Source organism: Rhizobium leguminosarum bv. trifolii WSM2297 (assembly GCF_000271845.1).
Genome location: NZ_JH719395.1, coordinates 290,870 through 309,769 on the forward strand (window position 1 = coordinate 290,870; position 18,900 = coordinate 309,769).

General features: G+C 61.0%; 15 protein-coding genes. 5 read left to right on the plus strand and 10 right to left on the minus strand.

The features are described from left to right. Positions 1-48: 48 nt before the first annotated feature. A complete protein-coding gene (locus tag RLEG4DRAFT_RS16670) occupies positions 49-2,253 on the plus strand; it encodes an RNA degradosome polyphosphate kinase (RefSeq protein ID WP_003578402.1) in 2,205 nt (734 codons plus the stop codon). Positions 2,254-2,265: 12 nt separating this feature from the next. Continuing rightward, positions 2,266-3,786 carry an exopolyphosphatase gene (ppx, locus tag RLEG4DRAFT_RS16675; RefSeq protein ID WP_003578403.1) on the plus strand — a complete coding sequence of 507 codons (1,521 nt, stop codon included), beginning with the start codon at positions 2,266-2,268 and terminating at the stop codon, positions 3,784-3,786. Between the two features lie 288 nt (positions 3,787-4,074). On the opposite strand, the gene RLEG4DRAFT_RS16680 is transcribed toward ppx, so the two are convergent. The 4 genes from RLEG4DRAFT_RS16680 to RLEG4DRAFT_RS16695 all read right to left on the minus strand — a co-directional run bounded on the left by RLEG4DRAFT_RS16680 (position 4,075) and on the right by RLEG4DRAFT_RS16695 (position 9,346). Continuing rightward, positions 4,075-5,433: an esterase-like activity of phytase family protein gene (locus RLEG4DRAFT_RS16680; RefSeq protein WP_003578404.1), complete on the minus strand. Its 1,359-nt coding sequence runs from the start codon at positions 5,431-5,433 to the stop codon at positions 4,075-4,077. A 105-nt stretch (positions 5,434-5,538) separates the two neighbouring features. Next, complete coding sequence (locus RLEG4DRAFT_RS16685; RefSeq protein WP_003578406.1) at positions 5,539-6,600, minus strand: adenylate/guanylate cyclase domain-containing protein; 1,062 nt, start codon at positions 6,598-6,600, stop codon at positions 5,539-5,541. A gap of 77 nt (positions 6,601-6,677) precedes the next feature. Then, complete coding sequence (rnd, locus tag RLEG4DRAFT_RS16690; RefSeq protein ID WP_003578408.1) at positions 6,678-7,823, minus strand: ribonuclease D; 1,146 nt, start codon at positions 7,821-7,823, stop codon at positions 6,678-6,680. A gap of 131 nt (positions 7,824-7,954) precedes the next feature. Continuing rightward, positions 7,955-9,346 (minus strand): multicopper oxidase family protein, encoded by a 1,392-nt coding sequence (locus RLEG4DRAFT_RS16695; RefSeq protein WP_003578410.1) that lies wholly within the window; start codon positions 9,344-9,346, stop codon positions 7,955-7,957. Between the two features lie 255 nt (positions 9,347-9,601). Between RLEG4DRAFT_RS16695 and aspS the strand changes: the two genes are divergently transcribed. Beyond that, positions 9,602-11,392 (plus strand): aspartate--tRNA ligase, encoded by a 1,791-nt coding sequence (gene aspS, locus RLEG4DRAFT_RS16705; RefSeq protein ID WP_003578415.1) that lies wholly within the window; start codon positions 9,602-9,604, stop codon positions 11,390-11,392. A 131-nt stretch (positions 11,393-11,523) separates the two neighbouring features. Here aspS and RLEG4DRAFT_RS16710 read toward each other — a convergent pair whose 3' ends face one another. Continuing rightward, positions 11,524-12,711 (minus strand): hypothetical protein, encoded by a 1,188-nt coding sequence (locus tag RLEG4DRAFT_RS16710; protein WP_003578417.1) that lies wholly within the window; start codon positions 12,709-12,711, stop codon positions 11,524-11,526. A gap of 235 nt (positions 12,712-12,946) precedes the next feature. On the opposite strand from RLEG4DRAFT_RS16710, the gene parC reads away from it, so the two are divergent. Beyond that, positions 12,947-15,202: a DNA topoisomerase IV subunit A gene (gene parC, locus RLEG4DRAFT_RS16715; RefSeq protein ID WP_003578419.1), complete on the plus strand. Its 2,256-nt coding sequence runs from the start codon at positions 12,947-12,949 to the stop codon at positions 15,200-15,202. Between the two features lie 193 nt (positions 15,203-15,395). Next, the gene (locus RLEG4DRAFT_RS16720) at positions 15,396-15,854 is read left to right on the plus strand and encodes an SRPBCC family protein (RefSeq protein ID WP_003578421.1); all 459 of its coding nucleotides are present in this window, start codon (positions 15,396-15,398) and stop codon (positions 15,852-15,854) included. Here the strand turns inward: RLEG4DRAFT_RS16720 and RLEG4DRAFT_RS16725 are convergent. The 5 genes from RLEG4DRAFT_RS16725 to RLEG4DRAFT_RS16745 all read right to left on the minus strand — a co-directional run bounded on the left by RLEG4DRAFT_RS16725 (position 15,844) and on the right by RLEG4DRAFT_RS16745 (position 18,836). Then, the gene (locus RLEG4DRAFT_RS16725; protein WP_003578423.1) at positions 15,844-16,236 is read right to left on the minus strand and encodes a type II toxin-antitoxin system death-on-curing family toxin; all 393 of its coding nucleotides are present in this window, start codon (positions 16,234-16,236) and stop codon (positions 15,844-15,846) included. The two genes, RLEG4DRAFT_RS16720 and RLEG4DRAFT_RS16725, sit on opposite strands and share 11 nt — an antisense overlap. Then, the gene (locus RLEG4DRAFT_RS16730) at positions 16,233-16,454 is read right to left on the minus strand and encodes an AbrB/MazE/SpoVT family DNA-binding domain-containing protein (RefSeq protein ID WP_003578427.1); all 222 of its coding nucleotides are present in this window, start codon (positions 16,452-16,454) and stop codon (positions 16,233-16,235) included. The genes RLEG4DRAFT_RS16725 and RLEG4DRAFT_RS16730 overlap by 4 nt, the downstream gene beginning before the upstream one ends. Positions 16,455-16,516: 62 nt before the next feature. Continuing rightward, on the minus strand, positions 16,517-17,395 hold the full coding sequence (locus RLEG4DRAFT_RS16735) for a DMT family transporter (RefSeq protein WP_003578429.1): 879 nt from the start codon (positions 17,393-17,395) through the stop codon (positions 16,517-16,519). After that, positions 17,396-18,172: an arginyltransferase gene (locus RLEG4DRAFT_RS16740; RefSeq protein ID WP_003578431.1), complete on the minus strand. Its 777-nt coding sequence runs from the start codon at positions 18,170-18,172 to the stop codon at positions 17,396-17,398. Positions 18,173-18,377: 205 nt separating this feature from the next. Further along, positions 18,378-18,836: an RDD family protein gene (locus RLEG4DRAFT_RS16745; protein WP_003578433.1), complete on the minus strand. Its 459-nt coding sequence runs from the start codon at positions 18,834-18,836 to the stop codon at positions 18,378-18,380. Positions 18,837-18,900: the final 64 nt, after the last annotated feature.

Here is an 18,900-nt window from a genome sequence, read left to right on the forward strand (position 1 = left end):
TCGTGAAACTGATATAATTGCCTTCGGCGATTGAGAACGGGGTAGACCATGGATAGCGCAGTCGCAGAACATCAGGAACTCACTCCGGAAACCAACGACAATACCCCCCCGCTGGAAGAGCTGCTCAAGAGCCCCGAGCGCTTCATCAACCGCGAATTCTCCTGGCTGCAGTTCAACCGCCGTGTCCTGGAAGAAACCTTGAATACCGAGCATCCGCTGCTCGAGCGTGTCCGCTTCCTCTCGATCTCTGCCGCCAACCTCGATGAATTCTTCATGGTGCGTGTCGCCGGCCTCGAGGGCCAGGTGCGCCAGAACATCGCCATCCGCAGCCCCGACGGCAAGACGCCGGCCGAGCAGCTCGATTCGATCCTGCAGGAGATCGACCATCTGCAGATGGAGCAGCAGGCTTCGCTCGCCGTGCTGCAGCAATATCTTGCCAAGGAGGACATCCTGATCGTGCGTCCCGGCGCCTTGAGCGATGCTGACCGCCAGTGGCTGGCCGCCGAATTCGAGCAGGCAATCTTTCCGGTCTTGACGCCGCTGTCGATCGATCCGGCCCATCCGTTCCCCTTCATTCCGAATCTCGGCTTCTCGATCGGCCTGCAGCTCGTCAGCAAGAACGGCCGCGAGCCGATGACGGCGCTGCTGCGCCTGCCGGTGGCGCTCGATCGCTTCGTTCGTCTGCCGGACGATGGAAACACCATCCGCTACATCACCCTCGAAGATGTCGCCAACGTCTTCATCCACCGGCTCTACCCCGGTTACGAGGTGCAGGGCTCCGGTACGTTCCGCGTCATCCGCGACAGCGATATCGAAGTCGAGGAAGAGGCCGAGGATCTCGTCCGCTTCTTCGAAACGGCGCTGAAGCGCCGCCGCCGCGGCAAGGTTATCCGCATCGAGACCGATTCGGAAATGCCGGCGTCGCTGCGTCAGTTCGTCGTCCAGGCGCTGAATATCCCCGACAATCGCGTCGCCGTTCTGCCGGGCCTTCTGGCGTTGAACACCCTGTCGGAGATCACCAAGGCGCCGCGCGACGATCTGAGGTTTCTTCCCTACAATGCGCGATTTCCCGAGCGCGTCCGCGAACATGCCGGCGACTGCTTCGCCGCCATCCGCGAAAAGGACATGGTCGTCCATCACCCTTACGAATCCTTCGACGTGGTGGTCCAGTTTCTGCTCCAGGCTGCGCGCGATCCTGACGTCCTGGCGATAAAGCAGACGCTTTACCGCACCTCCAACGACAGCCCGATCGTCCGCGCGCTGATCGACGCCGCCGAAGCCGGCAAGTCGGTGACGGCGCTGGTCGAGCTCAAGGCCCGCTTCGACGAAGAGGCGAACATCCGCTGGGCGCGCGATCTCGAGCGCGCCGGCGTGCAGGTCGTCTTCGGCTTTATCGAGCTCAAGACCCACGCCAAGATGTCGATGGTCGTGCGCCGCGAAGAAGGCAAGCTCCGGACCTATTGCCACTTGGGAACCGGCAACTACCACCCGATCACCGCGAAGATCTACACAGACCTGTCCTATTTCACCTGCAATCCGGTCATCGCCCACGACATGGCGAACATCTTCAACTTCATCACCGGCTACGGCGAACCGGAACAGGGCATGCAGCTTGCCATCTCGCCCTATACGATGCGCCCGCGCATCCTGCGCCACATCGAGGAAGAGATTCAGCACGCCAAGAACGGCGCGCCGGCGGCGATCTGGATGAAGATGAATTCGCTTGTCGATCCCGACATCATCGATGCGCTCTATCGCGCCAGCCATGCCGGCGTCGAGATCGATCTCGTCGTGCGCGGCATCTGCTGCCTGCGTCCGCAGGTGCCGGGCCTCTCGGAGAAGATCCGCGTCAAGTCGATCGTCGGCCGCTTCCTCGAGCACAGCCGCATCTTCTGCTTCGGCAACGGCCACGGCCTGCCGTCCGACAAGGCGCTGGTTTATATCGGTTCGGCCGACATGATGCCGAGAAACCTCGACCGCCGCGTCGAAACCATGGTTCCGCTGACCAACCCGACCGTTCACGAGCAAGTTTTGTCCCAGATTATGCTCGGCAACGTGATTGACAATCAGCAAAGCTACGAGATATTGCCCGACGGTACGTCGCGGCGCATGGAAGTGCGCAGAGGCGAGGAACCGTTCAATGCGCAGCAGTATTTCATGACCAATCCGAGCCTGTCGGGCCGTGGTGAAGCTCTGAAGTCCAGTGCGCCGAAGCTGATCGCCGGCCTGCTCGAAGGCCGCAACAACAAGTAAAACTGGACCTAAATGGTTGAATCTGAAGCCCAGGGGCGCCTTCCGGGGATCGCCCCGGTCTCCGTCGTCGATATTGGATCGAATTCCATTCGTCTTGTCGTCTACGAAGGCATGTCCCGTTCGCCAACCGTCCTCTTCAACGAAAAGGTTCTCTGCGGCCTCGGCAGGGGCATAGCCCTTACCGGCAAGATGGATGAAGACAGCGTCGGCCGGGCTTTGGCGTCGCTGCATCGTTTCAAGGCCCTGTCCGACCAGGCGCGCGCCGCCACCATGTATGTGCTGGCGACGGCCGCCGCCCGCGAGGCGAGCAACGGTCCCGATTTCATCCATCAGGCGGAAACCATCCTCGGCCGCAAGATCCGCGTGCTCTCGGGCGAGGAGGAGGCGAAATTCGCCTCGCTCGGCATCATCAGCGGCTTCTTCAATCCCGATGGTATTGCCGGCGATCTCGGCGGCGGCTCGCTGGAACTGATCGATATCAAGGGCAAAGAGGTCGGCAAGGGCATCACCCTGCCGCTCGGCGGCTTGCGCCTGTCGGAATATGCCGGCGGTTCGCTCTCCAAGGCCCGCACCTTTGCCCGCAAGCAGGTGAAGACGGCAAAGCTGCTGTCGAAAGGCGAGGGGCGCACCTTCTACGCCGTCGGTGGCACCTGGCGAAACATCGCCAAGCTGCACATGGAGATCACCCAATATCCGCTGCACATGATGCAGGGTTATGAGGTCTCGCTCGAAGCGATGATGCTGTTCCTCGAACAGGTGGTTACCGCCCGCGATTCCAAGGAGCCGGCGCTGCAGGCCGTGTCCAAGCATCGCCGTTCGCTGCTGCCCTTCGGCGCCGTCGCCATGAGGGAAGTTCTGAGCGCGATGAAGCCGTCGGTGATTTCCTTCTCGGCGCAGGGCGTGCGCGAGGGATATCTCTATTCGCTGCTGTCGGAGTCCGAACGCCGTCTCGATCCGCTGCTCGCCGCTGCCGGCGAGCTGGCGATCCTGCGTGCCCGTTCGCCGGAGCACGCCCGCGAGTTGGCGGAATGGACCGGCCGCATGATGCCGCTCTTCGGCATCCAGGAAACCGATGAGGAAAGCCGCTATCGCCAGGCCGCCTGTCTGCTCGCCGATATCAGCTGGCGCGCTCATCCCGATTATCGCGGCCTGCAGGCGTTGAACGTCATCGCCCACTCTTCCTTCGTCGGCATCAGCCATCCCGGCCGCGCCTTCATCGCGCTGACCAATTATTACCGTTTCGAAGGCCTGCACGACGACGGCGCGACCGGCCCGCTGGCGCAGATCGCCACGCCCCAACTCATCGACCGCGCCAAGCTGCTCGGCGGCATGCTGCGCGTCGTCTACCTCTTCTCGGCCTCGATGCCCGGCATCGTCAAGAACCTGACCTTCCGCAAATCGCCGAGCCCGGACCTCGACCTCGAATTCGTCGTCCCCCCCGAATACCGCGATTTCGCAGGCGAACGCCTGGACGGCCGCCTGCAGCAGCTGTCGAGGCTGACGAACAAAAGGCTGGCGTTTCGGTTCGAGTAGGGCGATTTGCGGCGGTTGTGCCATGGGGCACCCCCCTCTGCCCTGCCGGGCATCTCCCCCACAGGTGGGGAGATCACCAGTGGCTTGAACTTCCTGCCCATCTACTGTTTCGCCGTGCTGAAGGCTCGTTGTTTCCGGAAGCCGTCGCGCCCAGCCGATCTCCCCACCTGTGGGGGAGATGCCCGGCAAGGCAGAGGGGGGCGCCCACGGCATGCCGCCAAATATCGGCCGTGCAAAAAAAGGCGGCACCTTCGCGCCGCCCTCTCGATCTCACATCAGAACGCCGAATTACTTCGCGTTCAAAAACTCGCCAACCTCAAGCAGGCTGAACTCATTATTATCGGCCTTGTCGACGGCGCGGCCGGCCGAGAAGGGCAGGTTGTTGTCGTTGCCGATGATGATGTGGGTGGCGTCGACGCGGTCGACGTTTTCGATCGTCACGAACGGCATGTCGTAGACGCCGTCCTTGCTGCCGGCCTTCTTCTTGTTGTCGGGGTCCTGAATATCAAGGAGGTCGATATAGCCGATCTTGCGGACGGCCTTGCCGACATTGGCGTCGTTGAACTCGATCTTGTAGACGCGCTTCAGCTCGGCAGGCGCCTCGAAGCAATCCGGCTTCGGCTGCTTCGGGTCGGCGCAGGCCTTGTCCTTGGTGCCGGCGCCGCTGTCGCGCTCGATGACGAGAGCGGTCGTGTCGTCGAGCATGTTGAAGTCGCCGATCGAAACGCCCTTGTCTTCGAACGGATAGAGCCAGCTGCGGCCAGTCCACTTCTTGGCGGCGACGTCGAATTCGATCACGCGGATGGCGGTGTGGCCGTCGACCGTTTCCATAGTGCCGTCATCCCTGTAGAGGGCGCCTTCGAGCAGGCCGTAGAGCTTGGAGCCGTCCTTCGACATCGCGAGGCCTTCGAAGCCGCCGGAACGCTTCAGGTTGAAGACAGGCATTTTCGCGGCCGGGTTGCCCGGAAGCTGGATCAGCGGATTGTCGGGCGAAAGCACCGGCTTGCCGTCGAGCGTCGTCGGGATGACGTCGGTCAGCCGGCCTTCGGTGTCGATTTTCAGGATGTAGGGACCGAATTCGTCGCCGAGCCAGAAGCCGTCGGCAACCGGCTGGATCGATTCGATGTCGAAGTCGGCGCCGGTGAGATAACGCGTGTCGGTGCCTTCGAGCACGATCGGGAACGGAGCGATCTTGTTCGGATCGGAAAGGAAGAGGTTCTTGACGATTTCAGCCTTGTTGCCGGCCCAGTCGAATTTCATCTGGTGCAGGAAAAGCATGGCGTCCGAAGAGTTGGCCTTTGAGCCGAAACCGTTGTCCGTCAGCGTCCAGAAGGTGCCGTCGGCCATCGTCTTGATGCCCGAAAAACCTTGGACCGGCTGACCGTCGAAGGGAAGCTTTAGGTCGGTAACGCGGGCGCCATCCTTGCCGGGAACGGTGCCGAGCGCTTCGGTGCGCTTGCGGTCCGGCGTCGTGAACTTGCCGGAATGCTTGAGAAATTCCGGAGCGTCGACCGGCGCCGGAACCATGGTGTTGGCCGGCAGGATCGCCTGGCCGGCGAGCTTGGCCGGGAACTGCTGCTGGTCGGCTAAAACGGGGCCGGCGATCAGGATGAAAAGCGATACGGAAGCAAAAAGGACGTTCTTCATAATATCCCCATGGAACGGAAGCGAATGCCTTCCGCTTAGCAGGGCTTTAATGTCAGCGAATTGACGGTTGAGTGAAGCTTTGGTGACGCGCGGCAGAACGTTTGCTCAGCCGTGCAGAATGACCGCGGGCGTGTTCAGCACGGTGACCGCGCGCGAGGAAAGCGCCATGACGCCGAGCGCCTGGCCGCGCCCCCTGACGGCATGGCTGCCGAGATCCTCGCAGGATATGTCGTCGGGAAACTGCATCCGCCGGGCAAGCTCGGCGGAGATCAGCACCGGCCGGTTCAGGCTGCGGCAGAGCGCCTCCAGCCGGGCGGTGGTGTTCACCGTGTCGCCGAAATAGCTGATCTTGTGATGGTCGACGCCGATTTCGGCGGTGATGATCTCGCCGCCGTGAAGGGCGGCTCTCAGCTTCGGCACTTGGCCGTAGCTTTTCCGCCAGCCGGCGGCATTGGCTTCGATATCGGCGAGGATGTCGAAGATGCAGCGCACGCAGCGCGCATCCTTGACGCCGCGGGCAAGCGGCCAGGTGATGATCGCCGCGTCACCGACATAGTCATTGATCATGCCCTTATGGCGCCGGACCGGCTCCGCGAAAGTCGCAAACAGCGAGCTCAGCAGCTGCTGTGCGCGGAGGTCGCCGTGCTTTTCGGCAAAGGCCGTCGAATCGACCAGATCGATGAACAGGAAGACACGTTCCTCCTTGACCGGATTGCGGTAGCGGCTGACCAGCATGCTCAGAAATACTTCGCGGCCGAGCAGTTCCCGCACCCGCAGGATGAAGATCATCGCCGAGCAGACCGCAAGGGCATAGAGGAAGACCTCATACGGCATGATGACGAGATCGAACAGCGAAGGCGGCTTCACCATGCCGAGCGACCAGAGCAGCAGGCCGCCGCAGGCAAAGCCGATGCTCATCAGGATCTCGTAGATCACCAATTCGGTAATGATGAAGGCGAAGGTCGGCAGCTTCTGGATGCGCCTGTAAAGCGTGCGGAACAGCACCTTGCGTTCGAAGGCGATAATCGGCATGCCGATGAACAGCGCGAAGATCGCGCCGACAACGGGCGTCTGATTGGAATAGAACATCAGATCATAGGCGACGCCGCTCGCGGCCAGAACGAGCGTGATCAAGATCCAGTTCTGCGTCGGAGATATTTCCCGCATGCCACCCTTCGCTGATGATGTTTCTTCCCAGCCATTGTTTCAGCTGGGAAAAAAGCGTCAAGCGAATTCAATCCAACTCAGAGGCTGACGGTTTCGACCTTCCTGTCGACGAAGCGCAGAGCGATCTGACCCTGGATCAGCTGCAGCGCCGGCTCGCCGAAAAGATCGCGCCGCCAGCCGTGCAGCGCAGAGACTTCGGCCTTCTCGCCCTCGGCGGCGATCCTGTCGAGATCCTCGCTGTTGGCGATCACCTTCGGCGCAACGCCGTGTTTTTCCGAAATCAGCTTCAGGAGTACCTTCAGCAGTTCGACGGCGGCAGCGGCCCCTTCGGGTGCCTGCGCCTGACGTGGCACATGTGGCATATCGGCCTTTGGAAGAGCGAGCGCCGCGTTGACGGCTTCGATGACTGATGCGCCGGAGGTCGAGCGCTCCCAGCCTTTCGGAATGGTGCGTAACCGGCCAAGCGCTTCGGTATCCTTGGGCTGCTGTTGGGCGATCTCGTAGATCGCATCATCTTTCAGCACCCGCGAACGCGGCACGTTGCGGGCCCGGGCCTCGCGTTCGCGCCAGGCTGCGACGTATTTCAGGATCGCCAGCTCCTGCGGCTTGCGCAGCCGCATCTTCAGCCGCTGCCAGGCATCGTCGGGATGCATGTCGTAGGTTTCGCGCGCCTCGAGAATGTCCATCTCCTCGGAGAGCCAGGAGGTGCGGCCTTCGCGATCGAGTTCCGCCTTGAGCGACAGGTAGACGTCGCGCAGGTGGGTGACGTCGGCCAGGGCATATTCCAGCTGCTTGTCGGAGAGCGGTCGGCGGCTCCAGTCGGTAAAACGCGACGACTTGTCGATATGGACGTTCTTGATGCGGCTGACCAGCTGATCATAGGAGACGCTGTCGCCGAATCCGCAGACCATGGCGGCGACCTGCGTGTCGAAGATCGGATGCGGAATGAGATTGCCGCGATTGAAGATGATTTCGATGTCCTGACGCGCCGCGTGGAAGACTTTCAGCACCTTTGGGTCGGCCATCAGCTCGAAGAAGGGAGCGAGATCGATCCCCTTTGCCAGCGGATCGACGAGAACTTCCGTTGTCGGGCTTGCCATCTGAATCAGGCAAAGCTCCGGCCAGAAGGTCGTCTCGCGCAGGAATTCGGTGTCGATTGTGATGAAGTCGGACTTGGCCAGCTCTTTGCAGGCGGCCGCCAAATCGGCGGTGGTTTCGATCATATCATTTCATTCGCAAGGAAAAGGTCGGTTGAACCTTCCTTCTCCTTTCGCTTCGATATGTCAATACAACAGCATACGCTTCGAGCCTTGCTGGCCAAGAATCACGTCCAAACTGTGGCAAGACGAGCGCCTCAGCTGACTCTGACATAGCTGGTCATTCCGGTCTTCTGATGCTCGATGATATGGCAATGCAGCAGCCAGTCGCCGGGATTGTCGGCGACGAAGGCGAGCTGCACCTTCTCATCCGGCTGGATGAGATAGGTATCGGACACTAGAGGCATCACCTCCCTGGTCGAGGAAGAGATCACCATGAAGCTCATCCCGTGCAGATGGATCGGATGCGCGTGCGGCGTGGTGTTCTCCAGATTGAAGACATAGCTCCGGCCGAGCTTCAATTCCACCAGCGGCGTCGTCGGATCGGGTGTGTCACCCGGCCACGGCACCTTGTTGATTGCCCAGAAACTGTAGCCGAGCGTGCCGCAGATGCTTTCGGCGGCGGTATTCTCCGCCGTGGCGCTCAGTACTAGGGGAATCTGTTCGGCGGCGGAAAGATCGGCCTTCGCCACCGGATTTTCGACAAGCGGCCCGAGATCGCCGATATCGCGCTTCAGCGATGATCCGGTGGCGCGCAGGCTGGCGATCGTCTTCGGCGTCGTGCCGCGGATATCTTCAAGCGTCGCGACGGCGCCCTCGCTGTCCGGCATGTGCACGGCGAGATCGAGCCGCTGGCCTGGCCCGATCTGCAGCAGGTCGAGGGGAAAACGCTTCGGTACCGGATTGCCGTCGATGGCAATGACGCTCGCAACCGCACCTTCCATCTTCAGCGAGAAGATCCGCGTCACGTCGGTGACCGCGATGCGCAGCCGCACCAGCCCGCCGGCCGGCGCGTCATATCGCGGCTCCTGATGCCAGTTGGCGGTGCGCACCGTGCCGTAGGTCCCCGACTTGGCTGCGTCGCGCGGCCGGAATGCGGCGATGAACTGCCCGTCGCCGCCGAGCCGCCAGTCGCGCAGGTTCAGCACCACTTCCGCATCGAATTCGGGATCGCCAGGGTCTTCGACGACGATGACGCCGGTCATGCCGTGCCCCATCTGCGTCAGCGTATTGCAATGCGGATGATACCAGAAAGTGCCGGCATCGGGCGGCGTGAAGGCATAATCGAAGCTGTCGCCGGTATAGACATAGGGCTGCGTCATGAAGGGCACGCCGTCCATGCGGTTGTCGATGCGAAGCCCGTGCCAGTGGATCGTCGTCGGTTCGTCGAGCCCGTTTTTCAGCCGCGCTGCATAGGGTCGCCCCTTCGTCATCCTGAGCACCGGCGGCATGCCGTCATGACCCCAGCTCATGATATCCCGGGTCGGTCCCGCCTCGCTCAGCATCGCCTCGGTCTTCACCGCCGTCAGCAGTTGCGGCTCGGGTGCCGCCTCGGCAAGCCCGAATTTACCGGCAATGCCCATGCCGACACCATAGGCGCCCGCGACGGCGGATGCCTTGAGAAGGTTGCGGCGGGTCAGCAGAGGCATGCGGAGGCTCCGGGATGATAATACCGATCCTTTTAAAGTTGAGAGGCATCTTCATCAATATGGGAAACGCGGCCAAACTGCCGCAGCTTACGGGCCGCGACCTCGCCACAAACGCGTACCAAACCCGCGGGCAGCGCGCGCCAAGCCTTGACAAATCGGACCGTCCATGCGCTTTTCCGCCCGATTTTCTTGTCGGCGCTTGAGGGGCTTTGAACCCTTGCTGCCGTCTTAAGCCACATGCCAGGATTTGAGATCATGCATCGCTATCGCAGCCACACATGCGCCGCCCTCCGCAAGACGGATGTCGGCTCGACCGTCCGTATCTCCGGCTGGGTCCATCGCGTCCGCGACCATGGCGGCGTTCTCTTCATCGACCTTCGCGACCATTACGGCATCACCCAGGTCGTCGCCGATCCCGATAGCCCGGCCTTCAAGACGGCGGAGACCGTGCGCGGCGAATGGGTCATCCGCATCGACGGCCTCGTCAAGGCCCGCACCGAAGACACCGTCAACAAGACGATGGCAACAGGTGAGATCGAGCTCTACGCCCAGGAGATCGAAGTGCTCTCCGCCGCCAAGGAATTGCCGCTGCCGGTCTTCGGCGAGCCGGACTATCCCGAAGACGTCCGCCTCAAGTATCGCTTCCTCGATCTTCGCCGCGAAACGCTGCATCGGAACATCGTCAAGCGCACTCAGGTCATCTCGTCGATGCGCCGCGAAATGGGCGATGTCGGCTTCACCGAATATACGACGCCGATCCTGACGGCCTCCTCGCCGGAAGGCGCGCGCGATTTCCTCGTGCCCTCGCGCATCCATCCCGGCACTTTCTATGCGCTGCCGCAGGCGCCGCAGCAGTATAAGCAGCTGCTGATGGTTGCAGGCTTCGATCGTTACTTCCAGATCGCGCCGTGTTTCCGCGATGAAGACCCGCGCGCCGACCGCCTGCCGGGCGAATTCTACCAGCTCGACCTCGAAATGAGCTTCGTCACCCAGGAAGATGTCTGGGACACGATGGGGCCGCTGATCACCAAGGTGTTCGAGGAATTTGCCGAAGGCAAGCCGGTCACTAAGGAATGGCCGCGTATTCCCTATGACGAGGCAATTCGCAAATATGGTTCGGACAAGCCGGACCTGCGTAACCCGATCGTCATGGAAGCGGTGACCGAGCATTTCGCCGGCTCCGGTTTCAAGGTCTTCGCCGGCATGATCGCCTCCAACCCGAAGGTTCAGATCTGGGCGATCCCGGCAAAGACCGGCGGCTCGCGCGCCTTCTGCGACCGCATGAACGCCTGGGCGCAGAGCCAGGGCCAGCCGGGCCTCGGCTACATCTTCTGGCGCAGCGAAAACGACAAGCTCGAAGGTGCTGGTCCGCTTGCCAAGAACATCGGCGAGGAGCGCACCGATGCGATCCGCAACCAGCTCGGTCTCGGCGATGGCGACGCCTGCTTCTTCGTCGCCGGCGAACCGGAAAAGTTCTACAAGTTTGCCGGCGAGGCTCGCACGAAGGCCGGCGAAGAGCTGAACCTAGTCGACCGCGACCGCTTCGAATTGTGCTGGATCGTCGATTTCCCCTTCTTCGAATGGAGCGAGGAAGACAAGAAGGTCGATTTCGCCCACAACCCGTTCTCGATGCCGCAGGGTGGCCTTGAAGCGCTGCAGAACCAGGATCCGTTGACGATCAAGGCTTTCCAGTACGATGCCGTCTGCAACGGCTTCGAAATCGCCTCGGGCTCGATCCGCAACCAGTCGCCTGAAACCATGGTCGCTGCCTTCGAAAAGGTCGGTCTCAGCCAGCAGGACGTCGAGGATCGTTTCGGCGGCCTCTACCGCGCCTTCCAGTACGGCGCGCCGCCGCATGGCGGCGCTGCCTTCGGCATCGACCGTATCGTCATGCTGCTCGTCGGCGCAAAGAACCTGCGCGAGATCTCGCTCTTCCCGATGAACCAGCAGGCCCAGGATCTGCTGATGGGCGCGCCGAGCCCGGCAAGCCCGACGCAGCTGCGCGAACTTTCGATCCGGCCGATCCCGCCGGTCAAGAAGGACTGATATAACAGGCTGCGCGGCCAACCCTAGCCTTTGAGGCGCCTTCGAGGCGCCTCGCGATGAGGCTGGAGAGAGTTCAGAAATAAAAGGCCCGGCAGTGGAACTGCCGGTCCTTTTATCGTGAGATCGAAGCGTCAGTCGTTGGCCGAAACCTTGACGCCGAGCACCTGCGGCAGCGTGTTCGGAGCACCCATGGCAGCACCGACGATGGTCGGGAACGGTACCGGCTTTTCGGGAGCGGCCTTGACGGTCAGGCTCTTCGGATCGTCGAGGAAGGTGTTGACCGCTGCCGAAACGGCGTTCTGCAGTTCGGGAATGTTGAGCTGCGCCAGCATGATCGGCGTCATCGCCTTCAGCGAATCCGCCATCTGCTTGCCCGACATGTTCTGCTGCGAGCCGGCATAATCAAGCGCGCGCTTGGTGATCGAGGCATCGTCGAAACGCACCTGCGCGGCCTCGAAGGACAGCTGCTGCATCAGGCCGAGCATGGCAAGGCCGAGCGCCTGCTGCGACTGTTCCTTGTTCGGATTGGCTTCGGATTGCTTCATCGCATCCTGCATCGATTTCATGAAGGCCATCGTATAGCCGGAGATCTTGAAGCCGAGGTTCAGCTTGCCGACATTGGTGAAGTCGAAGGCGAATTCGGAAATGTCGATCGTGCCGGGGGCAAGTTCCCAGGCACCCTTCATGGTGATGTCGCCCTGGACGTGCTGCAGGGCGAGCTTCTCGATCGCGTCCTTACTCTGCGCATCCTCGGACTTAGTGAGATCGGCCTTCATGCTTTTGAAGGCGCCGTCGAAATCGAAGCCGGATTCGTCTTCGCGCAGTGTCAGGTTCATGTTGCTTTCGAGCAGCGAGAATACTTCCGCCCCGTCCTTGACAACCTTCAGCGGGCCGATATGGGCGGTTTCATAAAGCATCATGGTGTCGAGCGTATCGCCACCCGCAGTTGCCGGGACGGAGATGCCGCCGAGCGTCAGATCCTGCGCCGTCACGGTCACACCGTCTCCGGTCTTGTTGATGTCGGGGAAGGCCGCTTCTTCGATGTAATAACCGCCGTCCTCGTCTTCTTCGACGCCGGAAAGGGTGATTTCGCCGATCGGCAGGCTTTCGCCGCCGGTCGGCTTGACGGTGACATTCTTCAACGTCACGGTCGTGCCGTCGATATCGACGCTCTCAGCTGAAATCGTCCCGCCCTGTGCGGCATAGGCGGCATTGATCTTCTTCAGCAGATCGGTGCCGTCGAGAGCGAAAGCCGAGCCGGCGAGCGAGAAAAATGCGGCGCCCGACAGCATCAGCCGCGTTGTCCGGTAAAAATTCATGGGGTGATTCCTCTGGTGGCGTGTGGCGGTTCTTAAATCTGCAGTTACGCTACTACGGATTGGGCCCGCTTTATATTTACGGACTTCTAAATTTCCGTTGAAAGGAACGGCAAACGAAGTCCAAATTGCGGCGGAACGTTTGTCTCATCCTTTGATGTCAGTGCCAAGACTTCATCCACAGCTGCAATGGCCTGGATTCCTTGCCCGCCAGCCTCTTCTGGGCTAGTCAGGACCTATGGGACAAGAGATTTTGCCGCCTTCCGGCGGAGACGACGACAACATCCAGCCGGTCGACCTCAAGGCGGCGCTCGAGCAGCGCTATCTCGCCTATGCGCTGTCGACCATCATGCATCGCGCTTTGCCAGACGTGCGCGACGGGCTGAAGCCTGTGCATCGCCGCATCGTTTACGCGATGAACGAGATGGGGCTGCGGCCGACCTCGGCCTTCAGGAAATGCGCCAAGATCGTCGGCGAGGTGATGGGTAACTACCATCCACACGGCGACCAGTCGATCTACGACGCGCTTGCCCGTCTCGCCCAGGATTTCTCGCAGCGCTATACGCTGGTCAACGGCCAGGGCAATTTCGGCAACATCGACGGCGACAGCCCCGCCGCCATGCGTTACACCGAATCGAAGATGACGGCGGTCTCCGAACTGCTGCTCGAAGGCATCGATCAGGATGCCGTCGATTTCCGCGACACCTACGACGAATCGAATTCCGAACCGACCGTCCTTCCCGGCGCTTTCCCGAACCTGCTTGCCAACGGCTCCTCCGGCATCGCCGTCGGCATGGCGACCTCGATCCCGTCGCACAATGCCCACGAGCTTTGCGACGCCGCCCTGCATCTGATCAAACATCCGGATGCGACCGTCGAAAAGCTGGTCGAATTCATTCCCGGCCCGGATTTTCCCACCGGCGGCATCATTATCGACAACCGCGACAGCATCATCGAGAGCTACCGCACCGGCCGCGGTGGTTTTCGCGTTCGGGCGAAATGGCAGACCGAGGATCTCGGCCGCGGCGGCTACCAGATCGTCATTACCGAAATTCCCTACCAAGTGCAGAAGTCGCGGCTGATCGAAAAGATCGCCGAGTTGCTGATCGCCCGCAAGCTGCCGCTTTTGGAAGACATCCGCGACGAATCGGCCGAGGACATCCGTGTCGTCCTGGTACCGAAGACGCGCAGTGTCGATCCGACGATCCTGATGGAATCGATGTTCAAGCTGACGGAACTCGAAAGCCGCTTCCCGCTCAACATGAACGTGCTGTCCATGGGCCGCATCCCGCGGGTCATGGCGCTGAACGAAGTGTTGAAGGAGTGGCTGGATCACCGCCGCGAGGTGCTGCAGCGCCGCTCGCGCTTCCGCCTGGCCGCGATCGACAGGCGTCTCGAAATTCTCGGCGGTCTGCTGATCGCCTACCTCAATATCGATGAGGTGATCCGGATCATCCGCGAGGAAGACGAGCCGAAGCCGGTCATGATGGCGCGCTGGGATCTGACCGACATTCAGGTCGAGGCGATCCTCAACATGCGGCTGCGCGCCTTGCGCAAGCTCGAAGAGTTCGAGATCCGCAAGGAATTCGACGAACTCACCAAGGAAAAGGGCGAGATCGAGGCGCTGCTTGCCTCAGACGACAAGCAGTGGCAGACGGTCGCCTGGGAAATCGGCGAGGTGAAGAAGAAATTCGCCAAGGCGACTGAGGTCGGCCGCCGCCGCACCCAGTTTGCCGACGCCCCCGAAACCGACGAGGAAGCAATCCAGCAGGCGATGATCGAAAAGGAACCGATCACCGTCGTCATTTCCGAAAAGGGCTGGATCCGCGCGCTGAAGGGCCATATCGCCGATACGGCGACACTGACCTTCAAGGAAGGTGACGGGCTGAAGATAGCCTTCCCGGCGCAGACGACGGACAAGATCCTGATCGTCACTACTGGCGGCAAGGCCTTCACCCTCGGCGGCGACAAGCTGCCGGGCGGCCGTGGCCACGGCGAGCCGCTGCGCATCATCATCGACATGGACAACGACCAGGCGGTGCTGACCGCCTTCGTCCACGATCCCTCGCGCAAGCAGCTGATCGTCTCCACAGCCGGCAATGGCTTCGTCGTTGCGGAAGCAGAGCTCGTCGCCAATACCCGCAAGGGCAAGCAGATCATGAACGTGGCGCTGCCCGAAGAAACCCAGCTGCTCGTGCAGGTGGGTGGCGATCATGTCGCCGTCGTCGGTGAAAACCGCAAGCTGCTGGTCTTCCCGCTGGCGCAGGTGCCGGAAATGTCGCGCGGCAAGGGCGTGCGCCTGCAGCGCTACAAGGATGGCGGCATTTCCGACGTCCGCTGCTTTGCGATAGCAGACGGCCTCGTCTGGGAAGACAGCGCCGGCCGCACCTTCACGAAGAACAAGGACGAACTTGCCGAGTGGCTATCCGACCGCGCCACGGCCGGCCGCACCGTGCCGAAGGGCTTTCCGCGCAGCGGCAAATTCGCCGGTTAATGCATTTCGCCCGGGCATATAATTCCGGGATAACGACATGCATAAAAATTCCGCGCTCGTCTCTTGGCGGGCGCGGGAACTTCTCTATCTCTTTGCTGTTACCCAAAAGAAGAGATGCCGGTCCGTGGGCGGACGGAACGGCTGTGGCCCGTGCGCTTGGAGAAGGCGCGCGCCGTTACCGGAGGAAAAATCGATGCCCGCCAGCACCATCAAATTGCATGTCTGCCACACCTACGGGGTGCCGCCTGCTGTCGTGTACGACGCCTGGCTCAACCCTGAAATCGCCCGCCGCTTCCTGTTTGCCACCGATGAGGGTCATGTCATCCGCGCCGATATCGATCCGCATGTCGGCGGCCGCTTCTTTATCGTCGACCGCCGTCCCACCGGCGACGCCTTTCACCAGGGCGTCTTCCTGGAACTGAAGCGCCCGCAGCGCATGGTCTTCAGTTTTTCCGTCGAGGAACATGATCACAATTGCGACCGCGTCGAAATCGACATCGAGCCGCTCGGCGGCGGCAGCCGCCTGACGCTGACCCATGAAATGTGCGCAGAATGGGCCGAACACGAGGAAAAGACCCGGCGAGGCTGGGCGCATGTGGTCGAAGGACTGGGCAGGGAGCTGGAACAGCAGCAGATGAAGGCTACCGGTTAAGCGGCACGCTGAAATCCCGGAGAAAGCGGGTCGCGCCTTCTTCGTCGATTTTGCCGGCTGCTACATCAAGCACGAATGCAATGACCTGGACGTTATCGGCATCGATCACGTAGTCGTTGATGTAGAGAAATGTAAACGCTGCGAGATAGCCGGTACGTTTGTTGCCGTCCACGAATGGGTGGTTTTTGACAATGGCATAAAGATAAGCCGCGGCGAATACGAAAATATCAGCTTCGCCGTAGGCAACCTTGTTAAGCGGACGGGCCAGACTGGTCTCCAAGGCATTTGCATCACGTAAGCCAGCCAGGCCGCCATGTTCGCTGATCTGCTCATCATGCATATTTTCAATCGCCTCGCGGCTTAGCCATTTAAGCCGCATCATTTTGCGAGTTCGCGGAGAGCTATCCGATATTTCTCCATGCCGATGCGGGCAGCGCGCATCTGTTCAGCAAGGTCTGCCGATTCCGGTACAAGCTGGATGCTGCCTTCGATCTCTCGCAGTTCGAGGCTGTCGCCACTACTCAGGCCAAGTCGCTGCAGTACTTCCTTCGGAATAATGACACCCTCGGAATTTCCGATTTTGCGGATTGTAACGTTCATCGCTTATCCTCTGTGGTAACGCTGTTATAACATGGCGCCGAGCAGGCGACAACATCGCATCATCAGAGTCGCCTGATGCTTTTCCCCCGCACCATCCAGAAGCAATGCCCGGCGATCGTCGCCACCAGAATGCCGCCGCCGACGAGTGTCATCGTCCCGGGCGTTTCGGCAAAGATCAGCCAGACCCAGATCGGCGCGAGCACCGTTTCCAGCAGATAGAACATGCCGACCTCAGGCGCGGAAAGATAACGCGGCCCCGTTGCAAGGCACCAGAAGGCAACCGGCATCACAATGGCGCCATTGAGGAGGATCCAGCCGGGATGGGCGACGGAAAGCCCTGATGGCAGAGCTTGCGCGAGGCCGAGTACTGCCGGAAGGATGGCGGCAAGCAACGGCACGAAGCCCATTTCCCGGCGCGAGGCACGCCCGACCGTGATGGCTGCGGCAAGAATAAGCGCGCTGAGAAGCGCCATGGCGTCGCCAAAAATATGGCCGCTGGAAAGCCCCTCGCGCACGATCAGTCCGACGCCCAAGATCATGAACAGCATGGCGATCAACGTTGCGGCCTGCGGCCTCTCCTTGAGGACAATCCAGGAAAGAAGCGCCCCGAACATCGGGTTGAAGGCGACGATGAAGACGACATTGGCTGTAGCCGTATTGAAGACGGCCAGCACGAAGGTGAGGGACGAGAGACCGTAGAGCAGGCCGGCGAATAGGCCGGCTCGCCCCGGAACGAGCATCGGCCATTTGCCCCAGGCAAGGCGCATTGCTCCAAGGATGATGAGCGTGGCGAGAACCGTTGCTGCGCTTCGCGTGGCCAGGATCGACCAAATGTCCCCATCGCCAAGCCGGACGAGCGGGATATCCATCGAAAGCGCCAGCCCGCCGATCGCCGTCAGCAGCAGACCCTTCCGATGATCGGAAAGAGTGGTGGGGAGCATTTAGTCGTGGGGACTTTCGGGCATGGATGAGGGATCGAAACGTTCCCAGCCGCGCGGGGTCAGATGTTCCTGTGGCTGGAAGCGGGTCTTGTAGTCCATTTTTCGCGACCCTTGAACCCAGTAGCCGAGATAGACATGCGGCAGGCCCAGCGCCTTCGTGCGCCTGACATGGTCGAGAATCATGAAGGTGCCCAGTGATCGCCGCTCGAGATCGGGATTGAAGTAGGAATAGACCATCGACAGCCCGTCGCTCATCGTGTCGGTCAGCGCAGCGGCAAGCAGCTCGCCCTTCGGCCGCTGCTCCAGTCCGGAGCCTTCTTCACGCCGGCGGTACTCGACGATTCGCGTGTTCACATGCGTGTCCTCAACCATGATCGCATAGTCGAGCACGGTCATGTCGGACATGCCGCCCTGCTGGTGGCGATAATCGAGATAGCGGCGGAAAAGCGAATATTGTTCGCTGGAAGGCTGGGCGGTGAATTCGGTGGCGATGACGTCGGAATTTGCGGCAAGCACCCGCTTCATCGATTTCGTCGGCTCGAATTCCTGGGCGAGAATTCTGACGGAAACGCAGGCGCGACAGGATTCGCAGGCCGGCCGGTAGGCGATGTTCTGGGAGCGGCGGAAACCGCCCTGGGTCAGGATGTCATTCATCTCGGCGGCGCGCGGGCCAACCAGATGGGTGAACACCTTACGCTCCATCTCATGCGGCAGATACGGACACGTAGCCGGAGCCGTCAGATAAAACTGCGGGGATGGCGTTGTCTGCGTATTCATCTGTCGCGGAAATTTCCTTGTCGAGACCGTGCCGTTTCTTGACAGCATGACCTAAGAATAAAAAACGTCAACAGCGGCGCGGTTCTTGCCCTTCATTTCGGTCTTCTAATTTTAGATATGGAGCGGTGGCGCCCTCGGGCAAAGAGAAAGCGGAGACTTTATTTCGTCTCCGCTTAAAGGTTTAGCTGTGATCTCGAGCCAATGCTCAGGCGGTGCGAACCGTCGCTGTGCCGACAAGCAGGTCGTGGATGAGACGGCTGCGCTCGGTAAACAGGCCGGCAAGCAGGATCAGCGGCGTCAGCACCGAGTTGAGGATCCAGAACAGCGCCAGATGCACGATCGCCGTCAGGAAATCCATCGGCCGGCCGTCGACGCGCATGATGGCGATCCCCATAGCGCGCATGCCGAGCGAGGCTTGGCTCCGCCCGCCGACCGTCAGGCCGAAATAGATGCCGGCGACGATGACGAAGAGGGCAGGGTAGAGCAAGAAACCGAGCCCGAGCGTGACGATCGACAGGAAGAACAGCACGATGCCTGCGGGGATGCAGAGCAGCAGCACGATCAGATAGTCGAGGATGAAGGCGAAGACACGGCGGCTCAACACGCCGCTATAGGCGCGCCAGTCCTCCGGTGCGGCATAAAGCGGATTAGGGTTGTAGCTCATCTCAATCTCCTGCGGAAAAGCGATGCCGCTGATATGGTATCGGCCGGGCGAAATACAATAATTC

Excerpts from the sequence above, each read along its gene's own strand:
- RLEG4DRAFT_RS16695 (WP_003578410.1), bottom strand. The coding sequence starts at position 9,346 with ATGCCTCTGCTGACCCGCCGCAACCTTCTCAAGGCATCCGCCGTCGCG.
- RLEG4DRAFT_RS16670 (WP_003578402.1), top strand. The coding sequence starts at position 49 with ATGGATAGCGCAGTCGCAGAACATCAGGAACTCACTCCGGAAACCAAC.
- RLEG4DRAFT_RS16725 (WP_003578423.1), bottom strand. The coding sequence starts at position 16,236 with ATGATGCGGCTTAAATGGCTAAGCCGCGAGGCGATTGAAAATATGCAT.
- RLEG4DRAFT_RS16720 (WP_003578421.1), top strand. The coding sequence starts at position 15,396 with ATGCCCGCCAGCACCATCAAATTGCATGTCTGCCACACCTACGGGGTG.
- aspS (WP_003578415.1), top strand. The coding sequence starts at position 9,602 with ATGCATCGCTATCGCAGCCACACATGCGCCGCCCTCCGCAAGACGGAT.
- RLEG4DRAFT_RS16730 (WP_003578427.1), bottom strand. The coding sequence starts at position 16,454 with ATGAACGTTACAATCCGCAAAATCGGAAATTCCGAGGGTGTCATTATT.
- RLEG4DRAFT_RS16735 (WP_003578429.1), bottom strand. The coding sequence starts at position 17,395 with ATGCTCCCCACCACTCTTTCCGATCATCGGAAGGGTCTGCTGCTGACG.
- rnd (WP_003578408.1), bottom strand. The coding sequence starts at position 7,823 with ATGATCGAAACCACCGCCGATTTGGCGGCCGCCTGCAAAGAGCTGGCC.
- RLEG4DRAFT_RS16745 (WP_003578433.1), bottom strand. The coding sequence starts at position 18,836 with ATGAGCTACAACCCTAATCCGCTTTATGCCGCACCGGAGGACTGGCGC.
- RLEG4DRAFT_RS16740 (WP_003578431.1), bottom strand. The coding sequence starts at position 18,172 with ATGAATACGCAGACAACGCCATCCCCGCAGTTTTATCTGACGGCTCCG.
- RLEG4DRAFT_RS16710 (WP_003578417.1), bottom strand. The coding sequence starts at position 12,711 with ATGAATTTTTACCGGACAACGCGGCTGATGCTGTCGGGCGCCGCATTT.
- RLEG4DRAFT_RS16680 (WP_003578404.1), bottom strand. The coding sequence starts at position 5,433 with ATGAAGAACGTCCTTTTTGCTTCCGTATCGCTTTTCATCCTGATCGCC.
- ppx (WP_003578403.1), top strand. The coding sequence starts at position 2,266 with ATGGTTGAATCTGAAGCCCAGGGGCGCCTTCCGGGGATCGCCCCGGTC.
- parC (WP_003578419.1), top strand. The coding sequence starts at position 12,947 with ATGGGACAAGAGATTTTGCCGCCTTCCGGCGGAGACGACGACAACATC.
- RLEG4DRAFT_RS16685 (WP_003578406.1), bottom strand. The coding sequence starts at position 6,600 with ATGCGGGAAATATCTCCGACGCAGAACTGGATCTTGATCACGCTCGTT.